The organism is Kitasatospora sp. NPDC008050 (assembly GCF_042957465.1).
Taxonomy (GTDB): Bacteria; Actinomycetota; Actinomycetes; order Streptomycetales; family Streptomycetaceae; genus Kitasatospora.
The window spans coordinates 744,883-764,687 of record NZ_JBIBIJ010000002.1 but is presented as its reverse complement, the minus strand read 5'-3'; the positions used below and the strand labels follow the sequence as shown (position 1 = coordinate 764,687).

Annotated in this window: 12 protein-coding genes; 4 read left to right on the top strand and 8 right to left on the bottom strand. The window is 71.6% G+C overall.

Annotated elements, in window-relative coordinates; all coding sequences use genetic code 11:
- The 3 genes from ACFZB9_RS06830 to ACFZB9_RS06820 all read right to left on the bottom strand — a co-directional run.
- On the bottom strand, window positions 1-5,411 hold a 5,411-nt coding region (locus tag ACFZB9_RS06830; RefSeq protein ID WP_391444241.1), incomplete at its 3' end, for an SDR family NAD(P)-dependent oxidoreductase.
- An 85-nt stretch (window positions 5,412-5,496) separates the two neighbouring features.
- Window positions 5,497-6,966: an MFS transporter gene (locus ACFZB9_RS06825; RefSeq protein ID WP_391444239.1), complete on the bottom strand. Its 1,470-nt coding sequence runs from the start codon at window positions 6,964-6,966 to the stop codon at window positions 5,497-5,499.
- A 1,749-nt stretch (window positions 6,967-8,715) separates the two neighbouring features.
- A complete protein-coding gene (locus tag ACFZB9_RS06820) occupies window positions 8,716-9,510 on the bottom strand; it encodes an alpha/beta fold hydrolase (protein WP_391444238.1) in 795 nt (264 codons plus the stop codon).
- A gap of 96 nt (window positions 9,511-9,606) precedes the next feature.
- On the opposite strand from ACFZB9_RS06820, the gene ACFZB9_RS06815 reads away from it, so the two are divergent.
- Entirely contained in the window at window positions 9,607-10,650 is a 1,044-nt protein-coding gene (locus ACFZB9_RS06815; RefSeq protein ID WP_391444236.1) for an ABC transporter ATP-binding protein, read from the top strand.
- A 1-nt stretch (window position 10,651) separates the two neighbouring features.
- Window positions 10,652-11,419 (top strand): ABC transporter permease subunit, encoded by a 768-nt coding sequence (locus tag ACFZB9_RS06810; protein ID WP_391444235.1) that lies wholly within the window; start codon window positions 10,652-10,654, stop codon window positions 11,417-11,419.
- A gap of 61 nt (window positions 11,420-11,480) precedes the next feature.
- Here ACFZB9_RS06810 and ACFZB9_RS06805 read toward each other — a convergent pair whose 3' ends face one another.
- Window positions 11,481-11,813: an ATP/GTP-binding protein gene (locus ACFZB9_RS06805; protein ID WP_391444233.1), complete on the bottom strand. Its 333-nt coding sequence runs from the start codon at window positions 11,811-11,813 to the stop codon at window positions 11,481-11,483.
- Window positions 11,814-12,302: 489 nt separating this feature from the next.
- Here ACFZB9_RS06805 and ACFZB9_RS06800 point away from each other — a divergent pair, with 489 nt between their 5' ends.
- On the top strand, window positions 12,303-13,457 hold the full coding sequence (locus ACFZB9_RS06800; RefSeq protein WP_391444329.1) for an LLM class flavin-dependent oxidoreductase: 1,155 nt from the start codon (window positions 12,303-12,305) through the stop codon (window positions 13,455-13,457).
- Window positions 13,458-13,570: 113 nt separating this feature from the next.
- On the opposite strand, the gene ACFZB9_RS06795 is transcribed toward ACFZB9_RS06800, so the two are convergent.
- The gene (locus ACFZB9_RS06795) at window positions 13,571-13,963 is read right to left on the bottom strand and encodes an SCO5389 family protein (RefSeq protein ID WP_391444231.1); all 393 of its coding nucleotides are present in this window, start codon (window positions 13,961-13,963) and stop codon (window positions 13,571-13,573) included.
- Window positions 13,964-14,632: 669 nt separating this feature from the next.
- Here ACFZB9_RS06795 and nucS point away from each other — a divergent pair.
- Entirely contained in the window at window positions 14,633-15,292 is a 660-nt protein-coding gene (gene nucS, locus ACFZB9_RS06790) for an endonuclease NucS (protein ID WP_391444229.1), read from the top strand.
- A gap of 110 nt (window positions 15,293-15,402) precedes the next feature.
- Here nucS and ACFZB9_RS06785 read toward each other — a convergent pair whose 3' ends face one another.
- The 3 genes from ACFZB9_RS06785 to ACFZB9_RS06775 all read right to left on the bottom strand — a co-directional run bounded on the left by ACFZB9_RS06785 (window position 15,403) and on the right by ACFZB9_RS06775 (window position 19,583).
- The gene (locus ACFZB9_RS06785; RefSeq protein WP_391444227.1) at window positions 15,403-17,817 is read right to left on the bottom strand and encodes a hypothetical protein; all 2,415 of its coding nucleotides are present in this window, start codon (window positions 17,815-17,817) and stop codon (window positions 15,403-15,405) included.
- A 265-nt stretch (window positions 17,818-18,082) separates the two neighbouring features.
- On the bottom strand, window positions 18,083-18,448 hold the full coding sequence (locus ACFZB9_RS06780) for an STAS domain-containing protein (RefSeq protein WP_391444328.1): 366 nt from the start codon (window positions 18,446-18,448) through the stop codon (window positions 18,083-18,085).
- Between the two features lie 262 nt (window positions 18,449-18,710).
- The gene (locus ACFZB9_RS06775) at window positions 18,711-19,583 is read right to left on the bottom strand and encodes a 3-hydroxyacyl-CoA dehydrogenase family protein (protein WP_391444225.1); all 873 of its coding nucleotides are present in this window, start codon (window positions 19,581-19,583) and stop codon (window positions 18,711-18,713) included.
- Between the last annotated feature and the right edge of the window lie 222 nt (window positions 19,584-19,805).

Genomic DNA, 19,805 nt, shown 5'->3' with positions numbered 1-19,805 from the left:
TGATTGATCGCACTACCCAGGATCACACCATGGATCCGGTCACCATCGGCCAGCGCCCGCCGGTAGGGCTTCAGCAGAACCGCGCCCACCCCCTCGCCCGGCACGTAGCCGTCGCCGCCCTCCCCGAACGCCCGGCAACGGCCGTCCGAGGACAGGAAGCGGCCCTGACTCAGGAAGGCGTACTTGTACGGATGAACCGACACATTGACACCACCGGCGATCGCCAGCTCACTCTCACCCCGGCGCAGACTCTCACAGGCCAGATGGATCGCGGTCAACGAGGACGAACACATGGTGTCCAACGCCAGACTCGGACCGGACAGACCCAGCGTGTACGACACCCGGTTCGCGATCGTCGCGAACGAGGAACCGGTCAACGGCCCACCGGCACCCAGCACATCCAACGCACCATGGAACTGGTACTCGCCATACATCACACCCACATACACACCCACCGCACGGCCCGACAACTCAGCACGCCGGTAACCGGCGTCCTCCAGCACATGCCACGCGTTCTGCAGGAACAACCGCTCCTGCGGATCCATCAACTCCGCCTGACGCGGCGAGATACCGAAGAACAGCGGATCGAAACGGTCCACATCACGCAGGAAACCACCCCAACGGGTGTGCGCGCGGCCCGGCGCGGCCGGATCGGGGTCGTACCAGCGGTCCCGGTCCCAGCGGTCCGCCGGGATCTCACTGACACAGTCACGCCCCTGCAACAGATTGACCCAGAACTCCTCCAGGTCATCCGCCATCGGATAGCGCCCCGCCAGACCGATCACCGCGATCGCGTCATCCTCCGGCCCGCTATCGGGCTCGGGAGCGGCGCCCCGGCGGGCACGGCGCGGCGCGCCGGTGACGGTCGGCAGTGCCCTGCCGGACACACCCGGCGTGTCGGACGGGGCACCGCGCAGCTCGCCCCGGTGGTGCTCGGCGAAGTAATCGGCCAGCTCACCCAGGGTCGCGTACTCGAAGAAGAGCGTCTTCGACAGGCCCACGAAGCGCCGGTCCAGCTGACGGTTCAGCTTGGTGATCATCAGCGAGTCGATGCCGTAGCGGTCGAACGGCGCATCAGCGGCGAGCTCCGCCGGGTCCAGGCCGGTCTCGGCGGCGATCAACTCACGCAGCACGCGCAGGGCCTCGGCCCGCAGGTCCACACCATCGCCACCATCGTCCGCGACAGTCTGCGGGGCACGCTCGACAGAGGTGAGCGGGGCTGCCGGGTTGAGCGCCGCGCTGATCCGCCCGGTGTCACCGTAGGCCGCCACCAGCGCGCCCCGGGCACCGAGAGCCTGCTCCAGCAGGGCCAGGCCGGTGGCGGTGGGCAGCACGCCGAAGCCGGTGCGCCCGGCGATCTCCGCCGCCGCCTCGGCGCTCTGGCGCATCCCGCCCTCGGCCCACATCGGCCAGGCGACCGCGGTCACCCGCCGCCCACCCTCGGCATACGCCTCCAGGAAAGCGTTGGCATAGGCATAGTCGCTCTGACCCGCGCTGCCGATATGCGCGGCGATCGAAGAGAAAGCGAGGAAGAAGTCCAGCGGATCGTCCGCCGTGGCCTCGTCCAACGCACGCAGACCGGCCACCTTCGGGGCCAGCACCGCGGCGAAGTCGGCGTCGGTCTTCGTGAGCGCGAAACCGTCGCGCAGCACACCCGCGGCGTGCACGACCCCGTTGATCGGCCCGAACTCCCGCCGCACCTCAGCCAGTTGCTCGGCGAGCGCGACAGGGTCGGAGACATCGACGCGGCGATAGACAACCCGCGGATCCAGCTCCACACCGGACTGCTCGGCGCGGCCCAACAGCACCACCCGCACCCGCGCCCGCCCCAGCAGGAAGCCGGCCACAGCCCGGCCCAGCCCACCCGCACCACCGGTGACCAGGTAGACACCACCCTCCCGCACCGCAACCGGCTCGGTCTGCGTTACCGGGAGATAGTGCGGCACCTCACGCCCGGCAGCGGTGTACCGCACCTCGACCTCACGCCCGGGACGGGCCAACTCCGTGCGCAGCGCCGCCGCCTCGTCCACACCCTCGGCCAGGCCCACCACCTGGAGCACCAGCAACGGGTTCTCCGCCCGCACCGCCCGGGCGAACCCGGCCAACGCGGCACGCTCCGGCCTCGCACCATCAGCCTCATGACGATGCGTCAGCAACACTCGGACCGGAGCCGTCGGGCGGCCGTGGAGCAACTGCCGCACCAGGCCCAGTGCCTGCCCGGGCTCGGGCTCGTCGACCAGGACGGTGGCGAGGGCCGCGGGAAGCTCCTCCCCCGGCGCGAGGACGGCGACCCGCTCGGCCCCCAACGAGCTGAGCAGCCCGCCCAGTTCGGCACGGCGCTCCGCATCGGCGGCAACCACCGCCGCGGCACCGATCAGGCGACCAGGGTCCGCCACCGGGGCTTTTGCCGGGGTGTCGGCCGATGCCGCGACCCAGCGACGTTCCAGCAGCGCCGAGTTGTGCGGGCTGCTCAGGACGCGCACGGTGAGGTCACGCAACCGGGCCAGCACCTGCCCGTGCGAGTCCAACACCGTCAGCTCGGCCCGCGTCGTGCGCTCACCCAGCTGACCGAGCGTCACATGCACCCAGCACGGCCCATCGACAGGCGCGTGCACAGTCAACTCGCCGAGCGCCAACGGCAGGAAGCCTTCGGCCGTCTCCCCGTAGGAGCGGGCGAGCAGCACCACCAGCGCGTGCAGGGCGCCGTCCAGCAGCGCCGGGTTGAGCACGGCGCCGTCCAACTCGGCACCGGCGGGCGGTTCGAGCAGGGCCAGCGCCTCGCCCTCGCCGAGCGCCACCTCCGCCAGCGCCCGCATCCGGGGACCGTAATCCAGTCCGCGCGAGCGCAGTTCGGCGTAGCAGTCCCGGTGCGGGATCACCTCGGTGCAGCGTGCGCTCACCGCGTCGAGGTCGACCGCGGCAGGCACCTCGATCGCGCCGGTACGGATCTCCCCGGCCGCGTACACCTCGTCCCGCTCACTGATCTCGAAACCCACCGCGTCCCGCACCCGCCACAGCGACACCAACGCGGTCCGCGGCCCCTGGGCGTAGGACAGGAGTTGGTCGAAGGAAACGCCGCTCAGCTGGACCGGACCACCGCTCTGGAGTTCGCCGGCCGCCCGGGCCAGCTCCAGGTAGCCGACCGCCGGCATCACCGGCTCACCGCCCACGACATGATCGGCCAGGTAGAACTCGCTGCCCGCGCGGGTACTGCGGTAGGCCAGCGCATCCAGCGTGGAGACGTTCTCATCCAGCATCGGGTGCGGACCCCGACCACTGACAGCCTCGGTGACGGCAGGCGTGTCCGGGCCGGTCATCCAGCAGCGCCTACCCTCGAACGGATAGGTCGGCAGCGGCACCCGGCCACGCTCCTGACCAGCGAACCAAGCCTGCCAGTCGACGCTCGCACCAGCCGCCCAGGCCCGGGCCACCGCCTCCCGCGGCCCACCCGCACGCACCGCCTCGACACTCAGAACCAGTCCGCGCGCCTCCTCCTGCGCGCCGCGCAGCGCGATCCGCGATCCCCTGGGAGCAGTCGGCGGCGCGGCGGAGCCGGCCAGGGCGTCGGCCAGGTCGAGCGCCCCGATCACGCAAGCCGCCGCACGGGCCGCAAGGCCATCGCCGTGCACCGCCACCGGACGCAGCCCCCAACCCAGCCAGAGCCGGCCCAGCGCATACTGCAACGCGAACGCCGCACCACGCTCACCCTGCTCCCCCGCACCCGCCTCAACAGCCGCCCGGTAGTGCCCGGCGAAGGCCGGCTCCACAGCACACCACTGCTCCGCCAGCGCGGCGGCACCAGCCACCCGCTCGGTGAGAACGAAGGACACCTTCCCACTCCCCGGCCCGGCCGCAATCGCCGACTCCCGCAACGCACCCGCGAGTTCACCACGATCGCTACCGCAAACCGCGAGCCGGAACTCGTGAGCACGCCGACCCACCGCCAGCGTGTAGCCGATGTCGGCGAGGGTGGCCGCCGGGGCGGCGTCCAGGTAATCGGCCAACTCCCCAGCAGCCGTGCGCAGCGCGCTCGCCGTCCGCGCGGAGAGCACCAGCACCTGCTGCCCCGCCCCCTCCCCCAGGACCGGCGCCGCCGGCGCCTCCTCCAGCACCGCGTGAGCATTGGTCCCACCGATACCGAAAGAGCTCACCCCCGCGCGCAACGGACCCTCCGCCCGCCAGGGCGCGGTGGCGGTGCTGACCGTGAAAGGACCGGCCGCGAAGTCGATCGCCGGGTTGGCCTCGCGGAAGTTCAGCGTCGGCACCAGCGTGCGATGCTTCATCATCAGCGCGGTCTTGATCACCCCCGCGACACCCGCCGCCGCGTCCAGATGCCCGAGGTTGGACTTCACCGAACCGATCGCACAGAAACCCGTGTCCCCGGTCTGCGCCCGGAACGCCTTCGTCAGCGCCGAGACCTCCACCGGATCACCCAGCCGCGTCGCGGTGCCGTGCGCCTCCACATAACCGATCGAGCGCGCCTCCACCCCGGACACCGCATGCGCCTCACGGATCACCGCCGCCTGCCCCGCCGCACCCGGCGCAGCGAAACTCACCTTCCCCGAACCGTCGTTGTTGGTCGCCGTCCCCTTGATGACCGCGTGAACGGTGTCCCGGTCCGCGATGGCATCACCCAACAGCTTGAGCACCAGCACACCCACACCGTTACCGAGCACCGTCCCACTGGCCTCGGCATCGAAGGTACGCACATGCCCGTCCTCGGACAGGATCGCGCCCTCCTCGTAGAGGTACCCCTTGGTCTGCGGCAGCTTGACCGTGACACCACCCGCCAGCGCCATGTCACACTCACCGTTGATCAGCCCCTGACAGGCCAGATGGATCGCGACCAACGACGTCGAACAAGCCGTCTGCACCGTGTAACTGGGACCCTTGAGATCGAGCTTGTAGGAGAGCCGGGTCGCCAGGAAGTCCTTGTCGTTGCCGACCATCACCGCGAAATGATTCGACGTCGTGGTCTGGTCGACGTTGGGCAGCACCTGCTGCTGCAGATACGTATTGATGGCCGCACCCGCATAGACACTGATCAACCCGTCATAGCGGGCCGGGTCGTAACCCGCGTGCTCCAGCGCCGCATGCCCGGCCGTCAACAGGATCCGGTGCTGCGGATCAGTGAACTCAGCCTCCGCCGGAGTGAATTCGAAATACCCCGTATCGAAGAGATCCACATCCGGCAGCACCCCGTGCACCGGCACGTACCCAGGATCGTCCAACAGCCGCGCCGGCACCCCGGCCGCGGCCAGCTCCTCCCGGCTGAACCGCGTGATCCCCTCCCTGCCCTCGCTCAACAGACGCCAGAAGGAATCCAGGTCATCCGCACCGGGAAAACGCCCGGACATGCCGATGATCGCCACATCCGTCTCGGCCACGACAGGAACCTCGGGGCTGCTCACTGGCCCAACTCTCCCTCGTCTGTGCGCCTGACCGAACGAGGGCAGGCGGAACCACTCCAGTCGACGCCTCCGCGCCGCCGAACCGTCAGTTCGGCGGCGGGGACATCCAGTTCTTCGGCAGGGCGAACATCAGGGCGAACATCGCCACGAGCCCCACGACCCCACACCACAGTGCCGTCTGACCGTGGCCCGGGTAGTCGTACGCCGTCGCGAGCGACGGCGCGAAGAGCAGCCCGACCAGGGAGACACCGATGCTGCCGCCGAGCGTTCCGGCGGTGTTGATCAGGCCGGACGCGGAGCCCGCGTCCTGCAGCGGCACACCCGTCAGAACGGCGTTGGTCAGCGGCGCGACGATGCACCCGATACCGATGCCGATGATCAACGGCGGCCACAGCAGCTCAAAGGTGGAGATCCCGGTCCCGTTCCAGGACAGCTCCATGGCGAACAGGCCGAAGCCGATCGCCATCAGCCATACGCCGATCATCAGGGCGCGCCGCCCGAGCCTGGGAACCACCACCTGCATGGAGACGCCGCCCGCGAGCGCCACGGCGATCGAGTAGGGCAGCGCGGACAGACCGGCGTGGATCGGCGACCAGTGGAGGGCGTCCTGCATGAACAGCGTCCAGACGACGAAGAAGGTCGACATCACCACGCCGAACAGGAACTGCACCATCAGCCCCGAACCGAAGCTGCGCATGTGGAACAGGTTCAGCGCCAGCAGCGAGGTCCGGTTCCGCGCCGTCCGTGCCCGCTGATGCACCACCAGCAGCACCAGCAGCACCACGGCGGCGGCCATCATCCCGAAGGACCAGGTGGGCCAGTTGTCGGCGTGCCCCTGGATCAGCGGATACACCAACAGTCCGACCCCCGCGCAGGCGAGCAGCATGCCCACCAGGTCCGCTGTCGGCGGGGTCGGCGACTTGGACTCCCGCACCAGGCGGACGGCGCCCAGAGCCGCGAACAGGCCCACCGGGAGGTTGACCAGGAACACCGAGCGCCAACCCAGACCGAACAGGTCGGCCTGGACCAGGACTCCGCCCAGCACCGGTCCGAGGACCACGGCCAGACCGGCGATCATCCCGTAGAGACCGATGACCTTGCCGATCTCCGAGGCCGGGAAGCTCACGTGGATGATGGCGAGCACCTGCGGCATCATCATCGCCGCCGAGCCACCGGCCAGGAGCCGCGCCACGATCAGCGTCCCCGAACTGTCGGCCAGTCCGCAAAAAAGCGAGGACAGGCTGAACGCGGCGACACCGACAAGGAACATCCGCTTGCGCCCGAACATGTCACCGAGCCGGCCCCCGGTGATCAGCAGGACGGCGAAGGTCAGGCCGTAGGCCGCGATGATCCATTGCAGGTCGGCGTAACTCGAGTGCAGATCCCGCTGAACGCTGGGCACCGCCACGTTCACAATGGTCTGGTCGAGAAGATCCATGAACGCCGCGACGAGGACCACCGCCAACGCGGTGAAGCGGTGAGGATCGTACTGGGTCTCCCCGTCACCATGTGTCTCGCCAAGGGGCTCGACCGGGTCCTGTTGACTGGTGGTCACGTGCCTGCCTCTCTCGTATGGCGGGATGGAGTCGCTTCAGAAGCGGATCTCCGCGATTCCGCCCAGCGCGCATCGGTAGAGCCCGGATCGACACCCGGGAATCATGCCGGCGAATCCTCCCGATTCCAGGACAGGTCGGACTGACATTCCGATGGAGAGCGAGGGGAAACAATCCTCGTCAGGGCATGCCTAAATTCCACCGGATCGACGAGTGTCGATGGCGTCGACAGCAGAAGAGGCACACCACTGAGCCCTGGAAGTGCCGGGAGAACCCAGCAACGGCACCACCGTCTCAGGAGCCGAAGAAAATCTCACTAAGGCCCGAAAAAAACCATTACCCTACCCCCGTAAGCCCGCCCGACACAACTGGATACTGCCACCCCGCAGTTCCGAGCCTCTGAGCGAGAGCTCGGCCCGAACTACTGAGCATTCGGTCCCCTGGAGCCTACCCGGGGACATCGACGGGATGCAATGAAAATCGTGGCAAGCATTCGGCCGGCCGCTACCGCTCGGCCCCCGCAAGGGGAGGATCCTCCGGGGACGACCCTCCCTCGGGCTTGTTCCCCGCCTACCGGACAGTTGCTTCCGCACGGATCGTGTCGCCGTGGCATCAGGGGCTGCCGGCGGCCCCGAGTTCAGGTCGCCCGACTCGGCCTCGCCCACCTGCCCGGGCTCCGGGGTCAGGTGCTGGACGGACCGGAGCGGTGCAGTACTTCCGCATGAATGTGGGACCGGGTCAACGGGACCTCCGCGCCCTCGATGTCCCGGTTCTGCGGAAGATCGCTGGTCAGCATGCCGACCGGGTTCTCCCGGCCCGGGCTTCACCCAACTCCCGGTGGATGATGGACACACCTGCTTCCCGCCCCGGTTCGCCGAGGCCCTCCACCCGAGGTGGGCAGAGCCTCCGGTGGTGGGCACGGGCGAGCGGGTGGAACGCGTGGGCCGGCCCGATCGAGTGGCCGCCGCACGAGCCGAGGACGACGAGCGTGCGGTCGTCCTCGATCACCGCGGCCGACAGCAGGCGGCAGGCAGTCGCAGTCGTCGAAGACATGGAACTCCACCTCGGGTTCCGACCGGGATGAAGAACCCCGGACGGCGTCGGACACGATCGCCGAGCACCCCGTGCCGGTGAGGACCACGCGCTTGGAGCGGCCCTCGGCATTCCACCGCCGAAGACTGCCGAAGACTGCCGAAGAGCGTCGGAGAGCATCGGCGACCTCGTCCGGTGAGTAATCGTCTGAGTAATCGTCGGATTTCAGGAAACCGCTCCGATGCGTCGCCGTCAGGAATTCCTCAGGAATTCCTCGCACCTGTCCACAGGTGAGCGCACTTGCACTTTTCCCGCTGCTGCGTGACATTCAGGATGCGACCGCCCGGGCACGTCGAATGTGCGGCCTCGCCGAGCGGGGTTTCACCCCATGAACTGCCCGCCGTCGGCATTTGTGTTCTGCCCGGTCAGGTACGCCGCCTTCTCGCTGACCAGGAACTCCAGTGCATCGGCCGTCATCTCGACGATTCCGATGCGCCGCCGCACGATCCCGTCGGACGGTTTTCGAGGGACTCCGGTCCATCGGTCCGGAATCGTGTCCGCGGCTTCTCGGTGTTGATCGTCCCCGGGATGAGCGAGTTCACCCGGATCGTGGGGGCGAGTTCCAGGGCGGGGCACCTGGCGGGATGCAGCGGGGGCACCTGGTGGGATGCCGGAGACCGGCCCTGCCCAAGGGATCTGACGGCACGTCAGGCGGTACGTCAGGCCTCGACCCGGCGCAGCAGCTCCCGGACGGCTGCGGTGAAGGTCTCCGGGGCCTCCAGCGGACTGAGGTGGCCGACGGCGGGCACGACGGTCAGCTCGGCATCGGGGATCAGGTCGGTCATCAGCTGGGCGTCGGCGACCGGGGTGAGGGCGTCGGCCTCGCCGACGATCACCGCCGTCGGCACGGCGAGCCCGGCGAGCACCTGCGACGAGTCCCCACGCGCGGCCATCGCACGCTGGGCCCAGGCGACGGCCTTCGGCGGCGCGGCAGCGATCATCGCGCGGACCTGGTCCGCCAGCTCGGGCGTGGTGACGGGGCCGAGCAGGCCGTCCTCGATCCTCTCCTCGGCCAGGAGCCGGACACTGTCGCGAGCCAGGACGGCGGCGGCGATCCGTTCCCGGTTGGCGCTGGCCTGTTCGGTGTCGGCGGTGGCCTTGGTGTCGGCCAGCAGCAGCCCGCAGAGCCGCTCGGGGTGGCGTCGGGCGAATGCCATCGCCACGTAGCCGCCCATCGAGAGCCCACCGATCACCGCACGCTCGATTCCGAGCGAGTCCAGCAGCCGTGCCACGTCATCGGCTGCCAGGTCCAGCGAGGGTCCGTCCACGCCGAGTTCGGCGTCGCCGAAGCCCCGTTGGTCCGGTGTGATCACTCGGGCCAGGTCGCCGGCCGGTCCGGGCAGTCGCTCCAGCTGCGCGGCCCACATCAGGGCCGAGAGCGGGTACGCATGCAACAGGACGAGCGGAGTGCCGGTGCCGTTCTCGCGGACGCTCGGCGCGCTGGGAAAGGTCATGCAGCAACGGTAGGGCGCCGGACCGTCCGACACACGTGATCCCACAGGCCCTTGTGTCCTGCTTGTCATAGTCTGACCAGAAATGAGGGAGAGCACATGATCGAGCTGCATGAGCTGACGAAACGCTACGGCGACAAGCTGGCGGTCGACGGGCTGAGCTTCCAGGTGCCGCGCGGCGTGGTGACCGGCTTCCTCGGCCCCAACGGTGCCGGCAAGTCCACCACGATGCGGCTGATCCTCGATCTGGACCGCCCCACCAGTGGCCGGGTCACCATCGACGCCAAGGGCTACGGCCACCTCAGCGAGCCGTTGAAGTACATCGGCGCGCTGCTGGAGGCCCAGGCGGTGCACCCGGGCCGGACCGCCTACAACCACCTGCTCTGGCTGGCCCAGAGCAACCGGATCCCGATCAACCGGGTGAACGAGGTGCTCGGTCTGGTGGGCCTGACCGAGGTGGCCGGCAAGCGGGCCCGCGGCTTCTCGCTCGGCATGCGCCAGCGGCTCGGCATCGCCTCGGCGCTGCTCGGTGACCCGGAGATCCTGATGTTCGACGAGCCGGTCAACGGGCTCGACCCCGAGGGCATCCTGTGGATCCGCAACCTGATGAAGCGCCTGGCCGCCGAGGGCCGCACCGTCTTCGTCTCCTCGCACCTGATGAGCGAGATGGCGCTGACCGCCGAGCACCTGGTGGTGATCGGCCGGGGCCGGCTGCTGGCCGATCTGCCGATGGCGGAGTTCATCCGGCGCAACTCGCGCTCCGCGGTCCGGCTGCGCACCCCGCACCCCGAGCAGCTGCTGGACGCGCTGGCCGCGCAGTCGATCGCGGTCGAGCCGGGCCCTGACGGCTGCTTCGAGGTGGTCAACGGCGATCCGGCCGTGCTCGGCGACCTGGCCTCCAGTCACGGCGTCACGCTGCACGAGCTGAGCCTGCAGCGCGCCTCGCTGGAGGAGGCCTTCATGCAGATGACGGCCGACTCGGTGGAGTACCACGCGGGCACCGCTGTCGGCGCCGGGCCCGAGACGGACGCGGCGGGCGCCGCCGGCGTCTGGGGGGAACAGTGGCAACCGGCCGGCGGCCGCGCCGGCCGCAAGCAGCGGCAGGACCAGCAGCAAGAGCAGCAGCAGAAGGGTGCGAACTGAGATGGCCTCCTTCCCCGCGATCCTGCGGTCCGAGTGGACCAAGATCCGCACGGTACGCTCCACGGTCTGGACCCTGCTGCTCGTCTTCGTGGTGACGGCCGCGCTGGGCGCGCTGCTCTCGCTGCTGACCAAGAACAACTACGCCGACTTCCGCAAGGGCGTCAGCACCCCCTTCGATGCGACCGCGACCAGCTTCTCCGGCATCGTGCTGGGCGAGATCGCGATGATCGTCTTCGGCGTGCTGGCGGTCGGCAACGAGTACAGCAGCGGGATGATCCGGGTCTCGCTGGCCGCCGTGCCGCAGCGCGGCACCTTGCTGACCGGCAAGATGGTGGTGGTCGGGGTGCTGGCCCTGCTGACCTCGCTGCTGACCGCGTTCCTCACGTTCTTCCTCGGCCAGGCGCTGCTCGGCGACCACCACACCACGATCGGCGCGCCCAACGTGCTGCGCGCGGTGTTCGGCGCGGCGGTCTACCTGACCCTGCTCTGCCTCTTCTCGGCCGGGGTGACGGCGATGCTGCACAACCAGACGCTCGCGCTGGGCGTGCTGGTCCCGTTCTTCTTCCTGCTCTCGCCGATCCTCTCGGCGGTGCCCAAGGTGAAGAACGTGGCGCACTACTTCCCGGACTTCGCCGGACGGCAGATGCTGACGGTCTTTCCGGCCTCGGACACGCCCTACGGCTGGGTGGCCGGATTCGCGATCTGCGGCGCCTGGACGCTGGCGGCCCTGCTGGGCGGCGCGGCGGTGCTGAAGACCCGGGACGCCTGAGGACCCAGGACGCCTGAGGACCCGGGACGCCTGAGGGCTCAGCGCCACCGACGGCGCGGCGTCAGTACTTCGGGGCGCCGCGCCCGCGCTGGATCGCCGAGCCGCGCCGCTCGCGCGCGCCCCAGCAGGCCCGGTGCCAGTGCCGCCGGTCCTCCACCCCGGCGCCGTGGTCCGGCCAGGCCACCACATGGCCCGTCCCCGGCGGGATCTCCTGGTCGCAGCCGGGGCAGCGGTAGGCCCGGCCGGCCGTGCCGGCCACCGTCTGCACCACCCACTCCTCGCCCCGGTAGCTCTCGGTGCGCCGCAGTGCGCCGCCCAGCGGCATCGGCGCTTCGGTGCTCCGGTCGGTGGAAGCGGCGAAGCCACTACTGGTCCGGTTGCGACGCGGCGACACGATCGTTCACCTCTCCGTGGGGGCGCGGTTCGCTCTCCAGGTTACGGTCACTGGGCGGGCGGTCGGCGACCCACTGGGGGCCGGACCGGCAGTGAAGGTATTGACCATTATCACGATCTGGGTGGATCCTGACGGGTTTTCGGGGATATCCACCCGATCTTCCGCGAAATTGGCTGCCCCGCGTGCCAATGGCACATGACATGGGTTACTCACGTGGTGACAGAGCGGGGCTCGCACAGCCTGCGCGCACCCGAGGAGGGTATATCCGTGACCCAGAGCCGCGCCGCCATCGGCAGCCGTCCCGTCGTCGGCAGCCGTCCCGGCGTCGACACCGGCGTCGACAACGACCATCTGCCCAACGGTCCCCGAGGCCCCCGGGGCCCCTCGGTGCCCCTGGTCCCCCGGACCCCCCGGGCCGCCCATCCCCTCGGGCTGGCACCGGCCCCCGAGGCCGAGCGCGGCGGCAGCCATCCCGCGGCCCAGGACACCATCCGGGTCGGCGCCTTCCTGCTCTCCGCCCAGTTCCCCGGACAGAGCCACGCCCAGGCGCTGGACCGGACGGTGGCGGCCACGCTGAGCGCCGAGCGGGCCGGGCTGGACTCGGTCTGGCTGGCCGAGCACCACTTCGTGCCGTACGGGGTCTGCCCGAACGCCGCCACCCTGGCCGCGCTGCTGCTCGGGCGCACCCGGCGGATCCACCTCGGCACGGCGGTCAGCGTGCTCTCCACCACCCACCCGGTCGCGCTCGGCGAGCAGGCCGCGCTGCTGCACCTGACCACTGGTGGGCGGTTCACCCTGGGGGTGGGTCGTGGCGGCCCGTGGATCGACCTGGCGGTCTTCGGCAGCGGGGTGGCCGCGTACGAGCAGGGCTTCGCCGAGCGGCTCGACCTGCTGATGGACTTCCTGCGCGGCTCGCGGGTGCGGGGCACCGGGCCGCAGTTCACCTTCCCCGAGGTTCCGGTGGTCCCGCGGGCGACCCAGCCGGCCCGGTCCGGGCACGGTGAACTGGCCGGCTGGCTGGGCCTGCGCGCCGAGCCCGCGATGCGCTTCCCGCGCCAGCGCACCGAGGCGTCCCCGGCCGGCCCGGTCGAGGCCGGCGGCGGCGAGGTCGGCCTCGGCGGACCGCCCGTGGTGGTCGCCTGCACCACCCCCGACAGCGTCCGGCTGGCCGCCGAGCGGGGCCTGCCGATGCTGCTGGGCATGCACTCCGGCGACGAGGACAAGCTGCGGATGCTCAGCTGCTACCGGGCCGCCTGGCGGGCCTGTGGGCGCGGCGAGGAGCAGCTGGCCCGGGTGGAGCGCGAGCACGTGGCCGCCGGGGTGGCCCAGGTGGCCGACCGGACGCCCGCGGCCCGGGCCACCCTGCTGCGCTCCATGCCCGGCTGGTTCGAGTACGGCCTCGGCGCGCACCGCACGGTCGACGGGCGCGAGCGGAAGATGCGCGACCCGTACGCCTACACCGAGTTGCTCTGCGACCTGCATGCGGTCGGCACCCCGCGGCAGTGCGCGGACCGGCTGCTGGCCACCGCCGAGCGGACCGGCCTACGGCGGTTCGCCCTGCTCGCCGAGGGCTCGGGTGATCAGGAGGCCACTCTGGAGAACATCGCCCGCCTGGGCGCCGAGGTGCTGCCGCAGTTGAGCTGAGCGGCCGGTCGGTCCGGGCGCTCGATGCACCCGCCCCGCGCGCGGCACGGCGCACGCGCCGCCAGTGCGGTCGGCCCCCACCGCTGGGGGTGGCAGCCGACCGCGCTGACGGATCAACAGTCGCGCAGCTCCGCCGACTGGTTGAGCAGCTGGGCCCGGACCGAGGTGAAGCGCCGGTGGCGCTCCTCGGCCTCGGCGGACGGACCGAAGACGGCGACCCGGTGGCAGTTCTGGAAGGCCAGCTGCACCCCGAAGTGCCGCTGCAGGGCACCGCGGATCGCATCGCTGGCCATCGCGCGCAGCAGCTGGCCGCGCGCCTGCTCGCTCGGCGGCGGGACCTGGTTGTCCGCGAAGCCGGTGCCGTCGACCTCCATCTGGGCGACGAGCGAGCTGATCAGGTCCCAGGCATAGGGCAGGGACGTACGGACGCAGTCGACGAACTCCCGCTCGTCGACCTCGCCTCGCTCGGCCTTCTCCAGAAGGGCCGGTGAGACGTCGAGCGACATGGGTTCTCCTCTCGCGGTCCACCGCGCGCACCTCGCGCGGGGTGGTGGTTCCTGGTGGTTCCTGGTGCGAATGGTGCGGATCGTGCCGTGCCGTGCTCAGTCGGTGGTGGGGCGGCGGCGCCCCCGCTCGCGGGGGCATGCCGGTCCGACCCGGTGGAGGGCGGTTCCTGCCGCGGTCGGCACCCCAGCTGGGGCGGACGCGGCCTCGACCAGGGTGGCAGCCTAGGCCAGACAAAGCTGGCGAATGCCGCTATTCCCGTCGAACTCATGGCCAACGCGGCCGAAAGGGCCACCATGGCCGGATTCTGTCCAGTGGTACGCGTGGCGGTCCATCTCCACTCCATCCCCGTTGGCTACGCGGGCGTTCGAAGACGTCACCCAACGTAGCGGTCAGCGCCTGCAGGCGCCAGCCTCCGGAAGCGAAACGCTCCCGGCTTCCCATGGTTCGCCCCCCGCTACTCCTCGGCGCACCTCCAGCATGGAGTTGCTTCAACTGGCCCCAGCAGCACGGGCCGGCCGACCGGGCGTCTCGCGGCGGCCGGCCAGGAGGCCGGGAATCCCGTCCGCGCTCGAACGGCGACCGCCACTCTTGACGCACTCAGTGTTGTGCGTCCGTCACCTCAGGTGATCGTGCTCGGCGCCGCCCGGGGAGCGCCTAGGCTTGCCCTCATGCGTCTTGTCATCGCCCGCTGTTCCGTCGACTACGCCGGCCGGCTCTCCGCCCATCTGCCCTCCGCCACCCGGTTGATCCTGGTCAAGGCCGACGGAAGCGTGAGCATCCACGCCGACGACCGCGCCTACAAGCCGCTCAACTGGATGTCGCCGCCGTGCAGTCTCAAGGAGGGCGACGGCGCCTGGACCGTGCAGAACAAGGCGGGCGAGAAGCTGATCATCACCCTGGAGGAGGTCCTGCACGACTCCTCGCACGAGCTGGGCGTGGACCCCGGGCTGATCAAGGACGGCGTCGAGGCGCACCTGCAGGAGCTGCTGGCGGACCGGATGGAGGTGCTCGGCGCCGGCTGGTCGCTGGTCCGCCGGGAGTACCCGACCGCGATCGGCCCGGTCGACATCCTGTGCCGGGACGCCGACGGCCGCACCGTCGCGGTGGAGATCAAGCGGCGCGGCGAGATCGACGGCGTCGAGCAGCTGACCCGGTACCTGGAGCTGCTCAACCGCGACCCGCTGCTCGCCCCGGTCAAGGGCATCTTCGCCGCCCAGGAGATCAAGCCGCAGGCCCGGGTGCTGGCGACGGACCGCGGGATCGACTGCGTGGTGCTGGACTACGACGCGCTGCGCGGCATCGAGGACGACAAGCTGAAGCTGTTCTGACCACGGCCAGGGCACTCTGACGCGCCGTCAGCAGAGCTGGGGGCGCTGGGGGCAGTACACCGGCGCGTGACCGGTGGGCTGCCCCCTTCGCGTACTTCGCCGGGCGCCCCTCAGGGCGATGTGGTGGCGCCGCTGGGCGTCCCGGGGACCGTGGCGGTGCTGGACGGGCTGGGGGCCGCGGTCGTCGTGGACGGCGACGGCGTGGGGTCCGGACTCGGCGAGGGCGAGGTGGGCGGGGCAGACGTGGGCGACGCCGGCGGCGTGGGCGGCCTGCTGCTCGACTGGACCGGCGTGCCCGGGGTGCTCGGCACGGTGACCGGCGCACCGGGCGTGCCGGGTCCGGGCGGTGCCGCCGTCGGCTGGCTCGGAGCGTCCGGCGCCGAACTGGTGCCGCTCGGCTGGGCACTCGTGGTCGGCACCGCGGTGCCGCGCCCGCGCCCGGTGGTGGCGCTCGCGGTCGCGCCCGGCGCGGCCGGGCCGCTCGCCGGGGCCGAGGCGGAGGCGGACGCCGAGGCGGTGGCCGAGGCGGTGGGCGTGCCGGCGGCCGGGGCCGAGCCGGAGGCAGTGCCGGTGGCCGAGGCGCTCGGCGAGCCGCCCACGTTCAGCACGGCCCCGGGGACCCCGGTGCCGCCGCCGGCGGGGGCGCTGCCGCCGCCGGAGACGCCGAGCGCCACCGCCGTCCCCACCGCGCTCAGCGCCGCCAGCCCGCCGACCGCGAGCAGCGCGTTCCGCCGTGACCAGCCGCGCAGCACCCCGCCCGGCCGCCAGGAGCGCTCGGCCAGCACCCGGATGACGGGCCGCCGGATCACCTGGGTCTGCGCCTCGGGCGCCTCGGGCACCCGCTCGCTCTGCTGAAGCAGCATCAGCAGCCTGCGCGAGGCCGCCAGCTGCCGGCTGTCCCCGGCCGCCTGGCGCAGCGCGCAGGCCGCCTCCACGGCGGCCGTGGCCCGCTCCCGCGCCTGCGTCGTGCCCTCGGGCGCCGTTCCGGAGTCCAGGCAGATCCAGTGGACGCCCAACTCGTGCTGGAACCAGGCCTCCTCGCGCCGCCGCCTGGCCTCCCGGGCGCAGGCCAGTCCGAGTTCGAGAACCTGGCGCCAGGCGCCCCAGCGCAGCGTCAGAGCCAGCGCGGGCGCGGCCGACTGGGCCAGGCGCAGCACGGAGTCGGTCCGCCCGGCCGCCAGGTCGGCCTGCAGGGCGCCGAGCACCACCTCCGCCTCGGCGGCTATCTGCTCGGTGCTCACCGCGCTGTGGCCGACCCACCAGGAGAAGTGCCGGGCGGCGCCCTCGGTGCTCTGCTCGTCGGGCCCCCAGTGCGCCGCGAGCGCCTCCAACACGCCCTCGGTGAGGCGGTGGTGACCGCCGATCGACTCGGCCAGGCCGCACTCCACGAGTTCGCGCAACGCGCTCTCACCGTGGTCCACGTCGATCAGCGCGGGCAGGTGCGAGGCGGTCGGACACTCGCCGCCGAGCGTCACCGCGAGCCGCAGCACCGCCTGCGCCGACTCGCCGAGGCCCTCCACCAGCAGCAGCGCGGGGGCGGCTGCCTCCGCGACCGAGGGCAGCGGCACAGCGGCCCGCAGCTCGGCCTCGCGGATCGCCGGGTCCGCGTCCAGGGGCTCCGGGTCCGCGCCGCCGAAGACGGCGCGCCGGTCCTCCTCGGCCGCCTGCAGGGTGTCCACCGCCAGGTCGCGCCGGCGCAGCAGCGCGGCGGCCCGCACGAAGCGCAGCGGCAGGCCCTCGGACTCGAACCAGAGGTCGACCGCCCAGGAGCGCTCGGCCTCGTCCAGCGCCCGTCCGGCCAGCCGGGCGGTGAGCGCCAGACAGGCGGCCCTGGGCAGCCCGCCGATCGTGTGGTCCTCCAGCCGCGAGCCGGGCGGCAGCGCGCGCTCCGCGTCGGGCGCCGGGGTCAGCAGAAAGGCGCACTCGGGGGCGCGGGCCAGCAGCTCCTCCAGCTCGGTGCCCTCCTGGGCCACCTCGTCGATCACCACGATCGCGCCCACCGTGGCCAGCAGCTCGGGCAGTTGGGACTCGTCGGGACGGTAGCCGGGAGATTGGTAGGCGGCGGTGAAGAGGTCCTGGAGCAGGTCGGCCCCGTCGCGCCGGTGGCCGCAGAGCCGGATCACCCCGTGTGGGGCCAGCCCGCCGGCGCCCTCGGCGACAGCCGCCAGCAGTGCGCTGCGGCCCGAGCCGGGCTCGCCGCGCAGGCGGATCGAGCGGCCCTCGGCGAGCATGCCGAGCAGGTGGGCCACGTCGGCCTCGCGGTCCAGCAGCGGCAGGTCGCCCGGGCCCGTGCCCATCGCCAGCGGCCCCACCGCCGGGCTCGGCCCGGGACCACTGCCGGCCCGGCCGCCGCCGCGCTGGTCCCCGGTGGCCCGGCGGCGTGGGATGGGCCAGTACTCGGGTGGGCACGGCCGCAGGTCCGAGCCGTCCGGTCCGCCGACGGACACCAGGTAATTCCCGGCGACGAGGTCGCCGGACCGCACGCGCAGGTTCTCCTGACCGAAATCACCGGATGGCTGTGCCACGATGCGCTCCGCCTGTGCTCTGCCGGTCGGCGATTGGCCGCCGGCCGCTGTGAGGGACCGGGCCGGGGGAGCGCGTCACCGCGTCCGCCGGCCGACGGACCGTCGCGCCGCTGCACGGGTCGCCCGGGGCGGGCCCAACGGCGTTCGAACGGTCCTGTCGAGCGCTGACTCTCGCACATCCGGGCCCCGCCGTGCAGCCCGGACCCCTGCGCGGGACGGGAGTGACACGCAGCGCGATGACGTGCACACGCCGGGTGCGGGCTTTTCAGTGCAGCGGGGCGACCGCGGAGGGCAGCGACTGGTTGGTACCGGCCGGCAGGGTGGCACCACAGGGGTCGCCGGTGGCGCCCTCCACCGCGAGGATCCGGTGCAGCTTGGTGGCCACCAACAGCCGCTGCAGCTGCGGCGGCACCCCGCGCAGCACCAGGCGGCGGCCGAGCCGACCGGCCCGGCGATGGGTCCCCATGATCACGCCGAGCCCGGTGGCGTCCCAGGCGGCCAGCGCGCTCAGGTCGAGCACCAGGTCACCGGTGCCGCCGTCGACGGCCTGGTGCAGCCGGGCCCGCACGTCGGCGGCGCTGCGCACGTCCAGCCGCCCTTCCAGGGCCAGGACAGTGTGGCTGCCGGGCACTGGGTACTCCACGATGCGCACGCTGCCCTCCTTCAGCAATGAGGTCCCCACCATCTGACGCCGGACCAGTCGTCCAGGTTGCTGCTCCCCCGGCGAATCTGAAGCGACTTCACTCGTCCGAGGGAATATACGCAGTAGTGCCTGGGGCGCACTCTCGATTACCGCGCAAATCACCCATCTGCGGCAGTGCCGTGAGCAAACTCACCCACGGCATCCGCCCCGCGACAGGCCGGCCGGGACCGCCCGGCCGGGCCTGAACCGGTCAGCCCTGGTAGCCGTAGAAACCGCGGCCGCTCTTGCGGCCCAGGTCGCCGGCGGTGACCATCCGGGCCATGATCTCCGGGGCCGCGAACTTCTCGTCCTGGGTCTCCTCGTAGATGTTGCGCGCGGCGTGCAGCAGGATGTCCACGCCGGTCAGGTCGGCGGTCTGCAGCGGGCCCATCGGGTGGCCGAAACCCAGCCGGCAGGCGGTGTCGATGTCCTCGGCGGTGGCCACGCCGGACTCGTACAGCTTGGCGGCCTCCACCACCAGGGCCATGATCAGCCGGGTGGTGACGAAGCCGGCCACGTCGCGGTTGACCACGATCACCTCCTTGCCCACCCCCTCGGCGAAGGCACGGGCGGTGGCCAGCGCGGCGTCACTGGTCTTGTAGCCGCGGACCAGCTCGACCAGGCGCATCAGCGGGACCGGCGAGAAGAAGTGCACGCCGACCACGGACTCGGGGCGCTCGGTGACGGCGGCGATCCGGGTGATCGGGATGGCGGAGGTGTTGCTGCCCAGCACCGCGCCGTCCTTGGCGATCTTGTCCAGCTCGCGGAAGACGCCCTCCTTGATCTCCAGCTGCTCGAACACCGCCTCGATCACGATGTCCGCCTCGCCGACCGCGCCGAGGTCGGTGGTGGTGGTGATCCGGCCGAGCGCCGCGGTGGCCTCCTCGGCGGTCAGCTTGCCCTTGCCGACGAACTTCTCGTACGAGGCCTCGATCGCGTCCATGCCGCGGCGCAGAGCCTGCTCGGTGACGTCCCGCAGCACCACCGGGTGACCGGCCTGCGCGGACACCTGGGCGATGCCCGCGCCCATGAGGCCGGCGCCGATCACGGCGATCTGCTGGCGCTGCGTGGATACGTTGCTCATGGCTGCTTCTCCCGAAGTCCCGTCCAGGCGCGCTCCGGGGCAGGGATTGCCTTCCCGCAGGGAGCAGCGCCGCTCACCGCTCGGACTGTAGTGCCCCGGGCCGGGCCGTGGGGCGATTGGCGGGTGTGATCTGTGTCCGGACTCCTACGGTCGAAGACCGCCGGGCCGAGGCCAGGAGAGGCCAACTCACGCACCGGAACGGTCAGCTGGGCGGCCGGGACG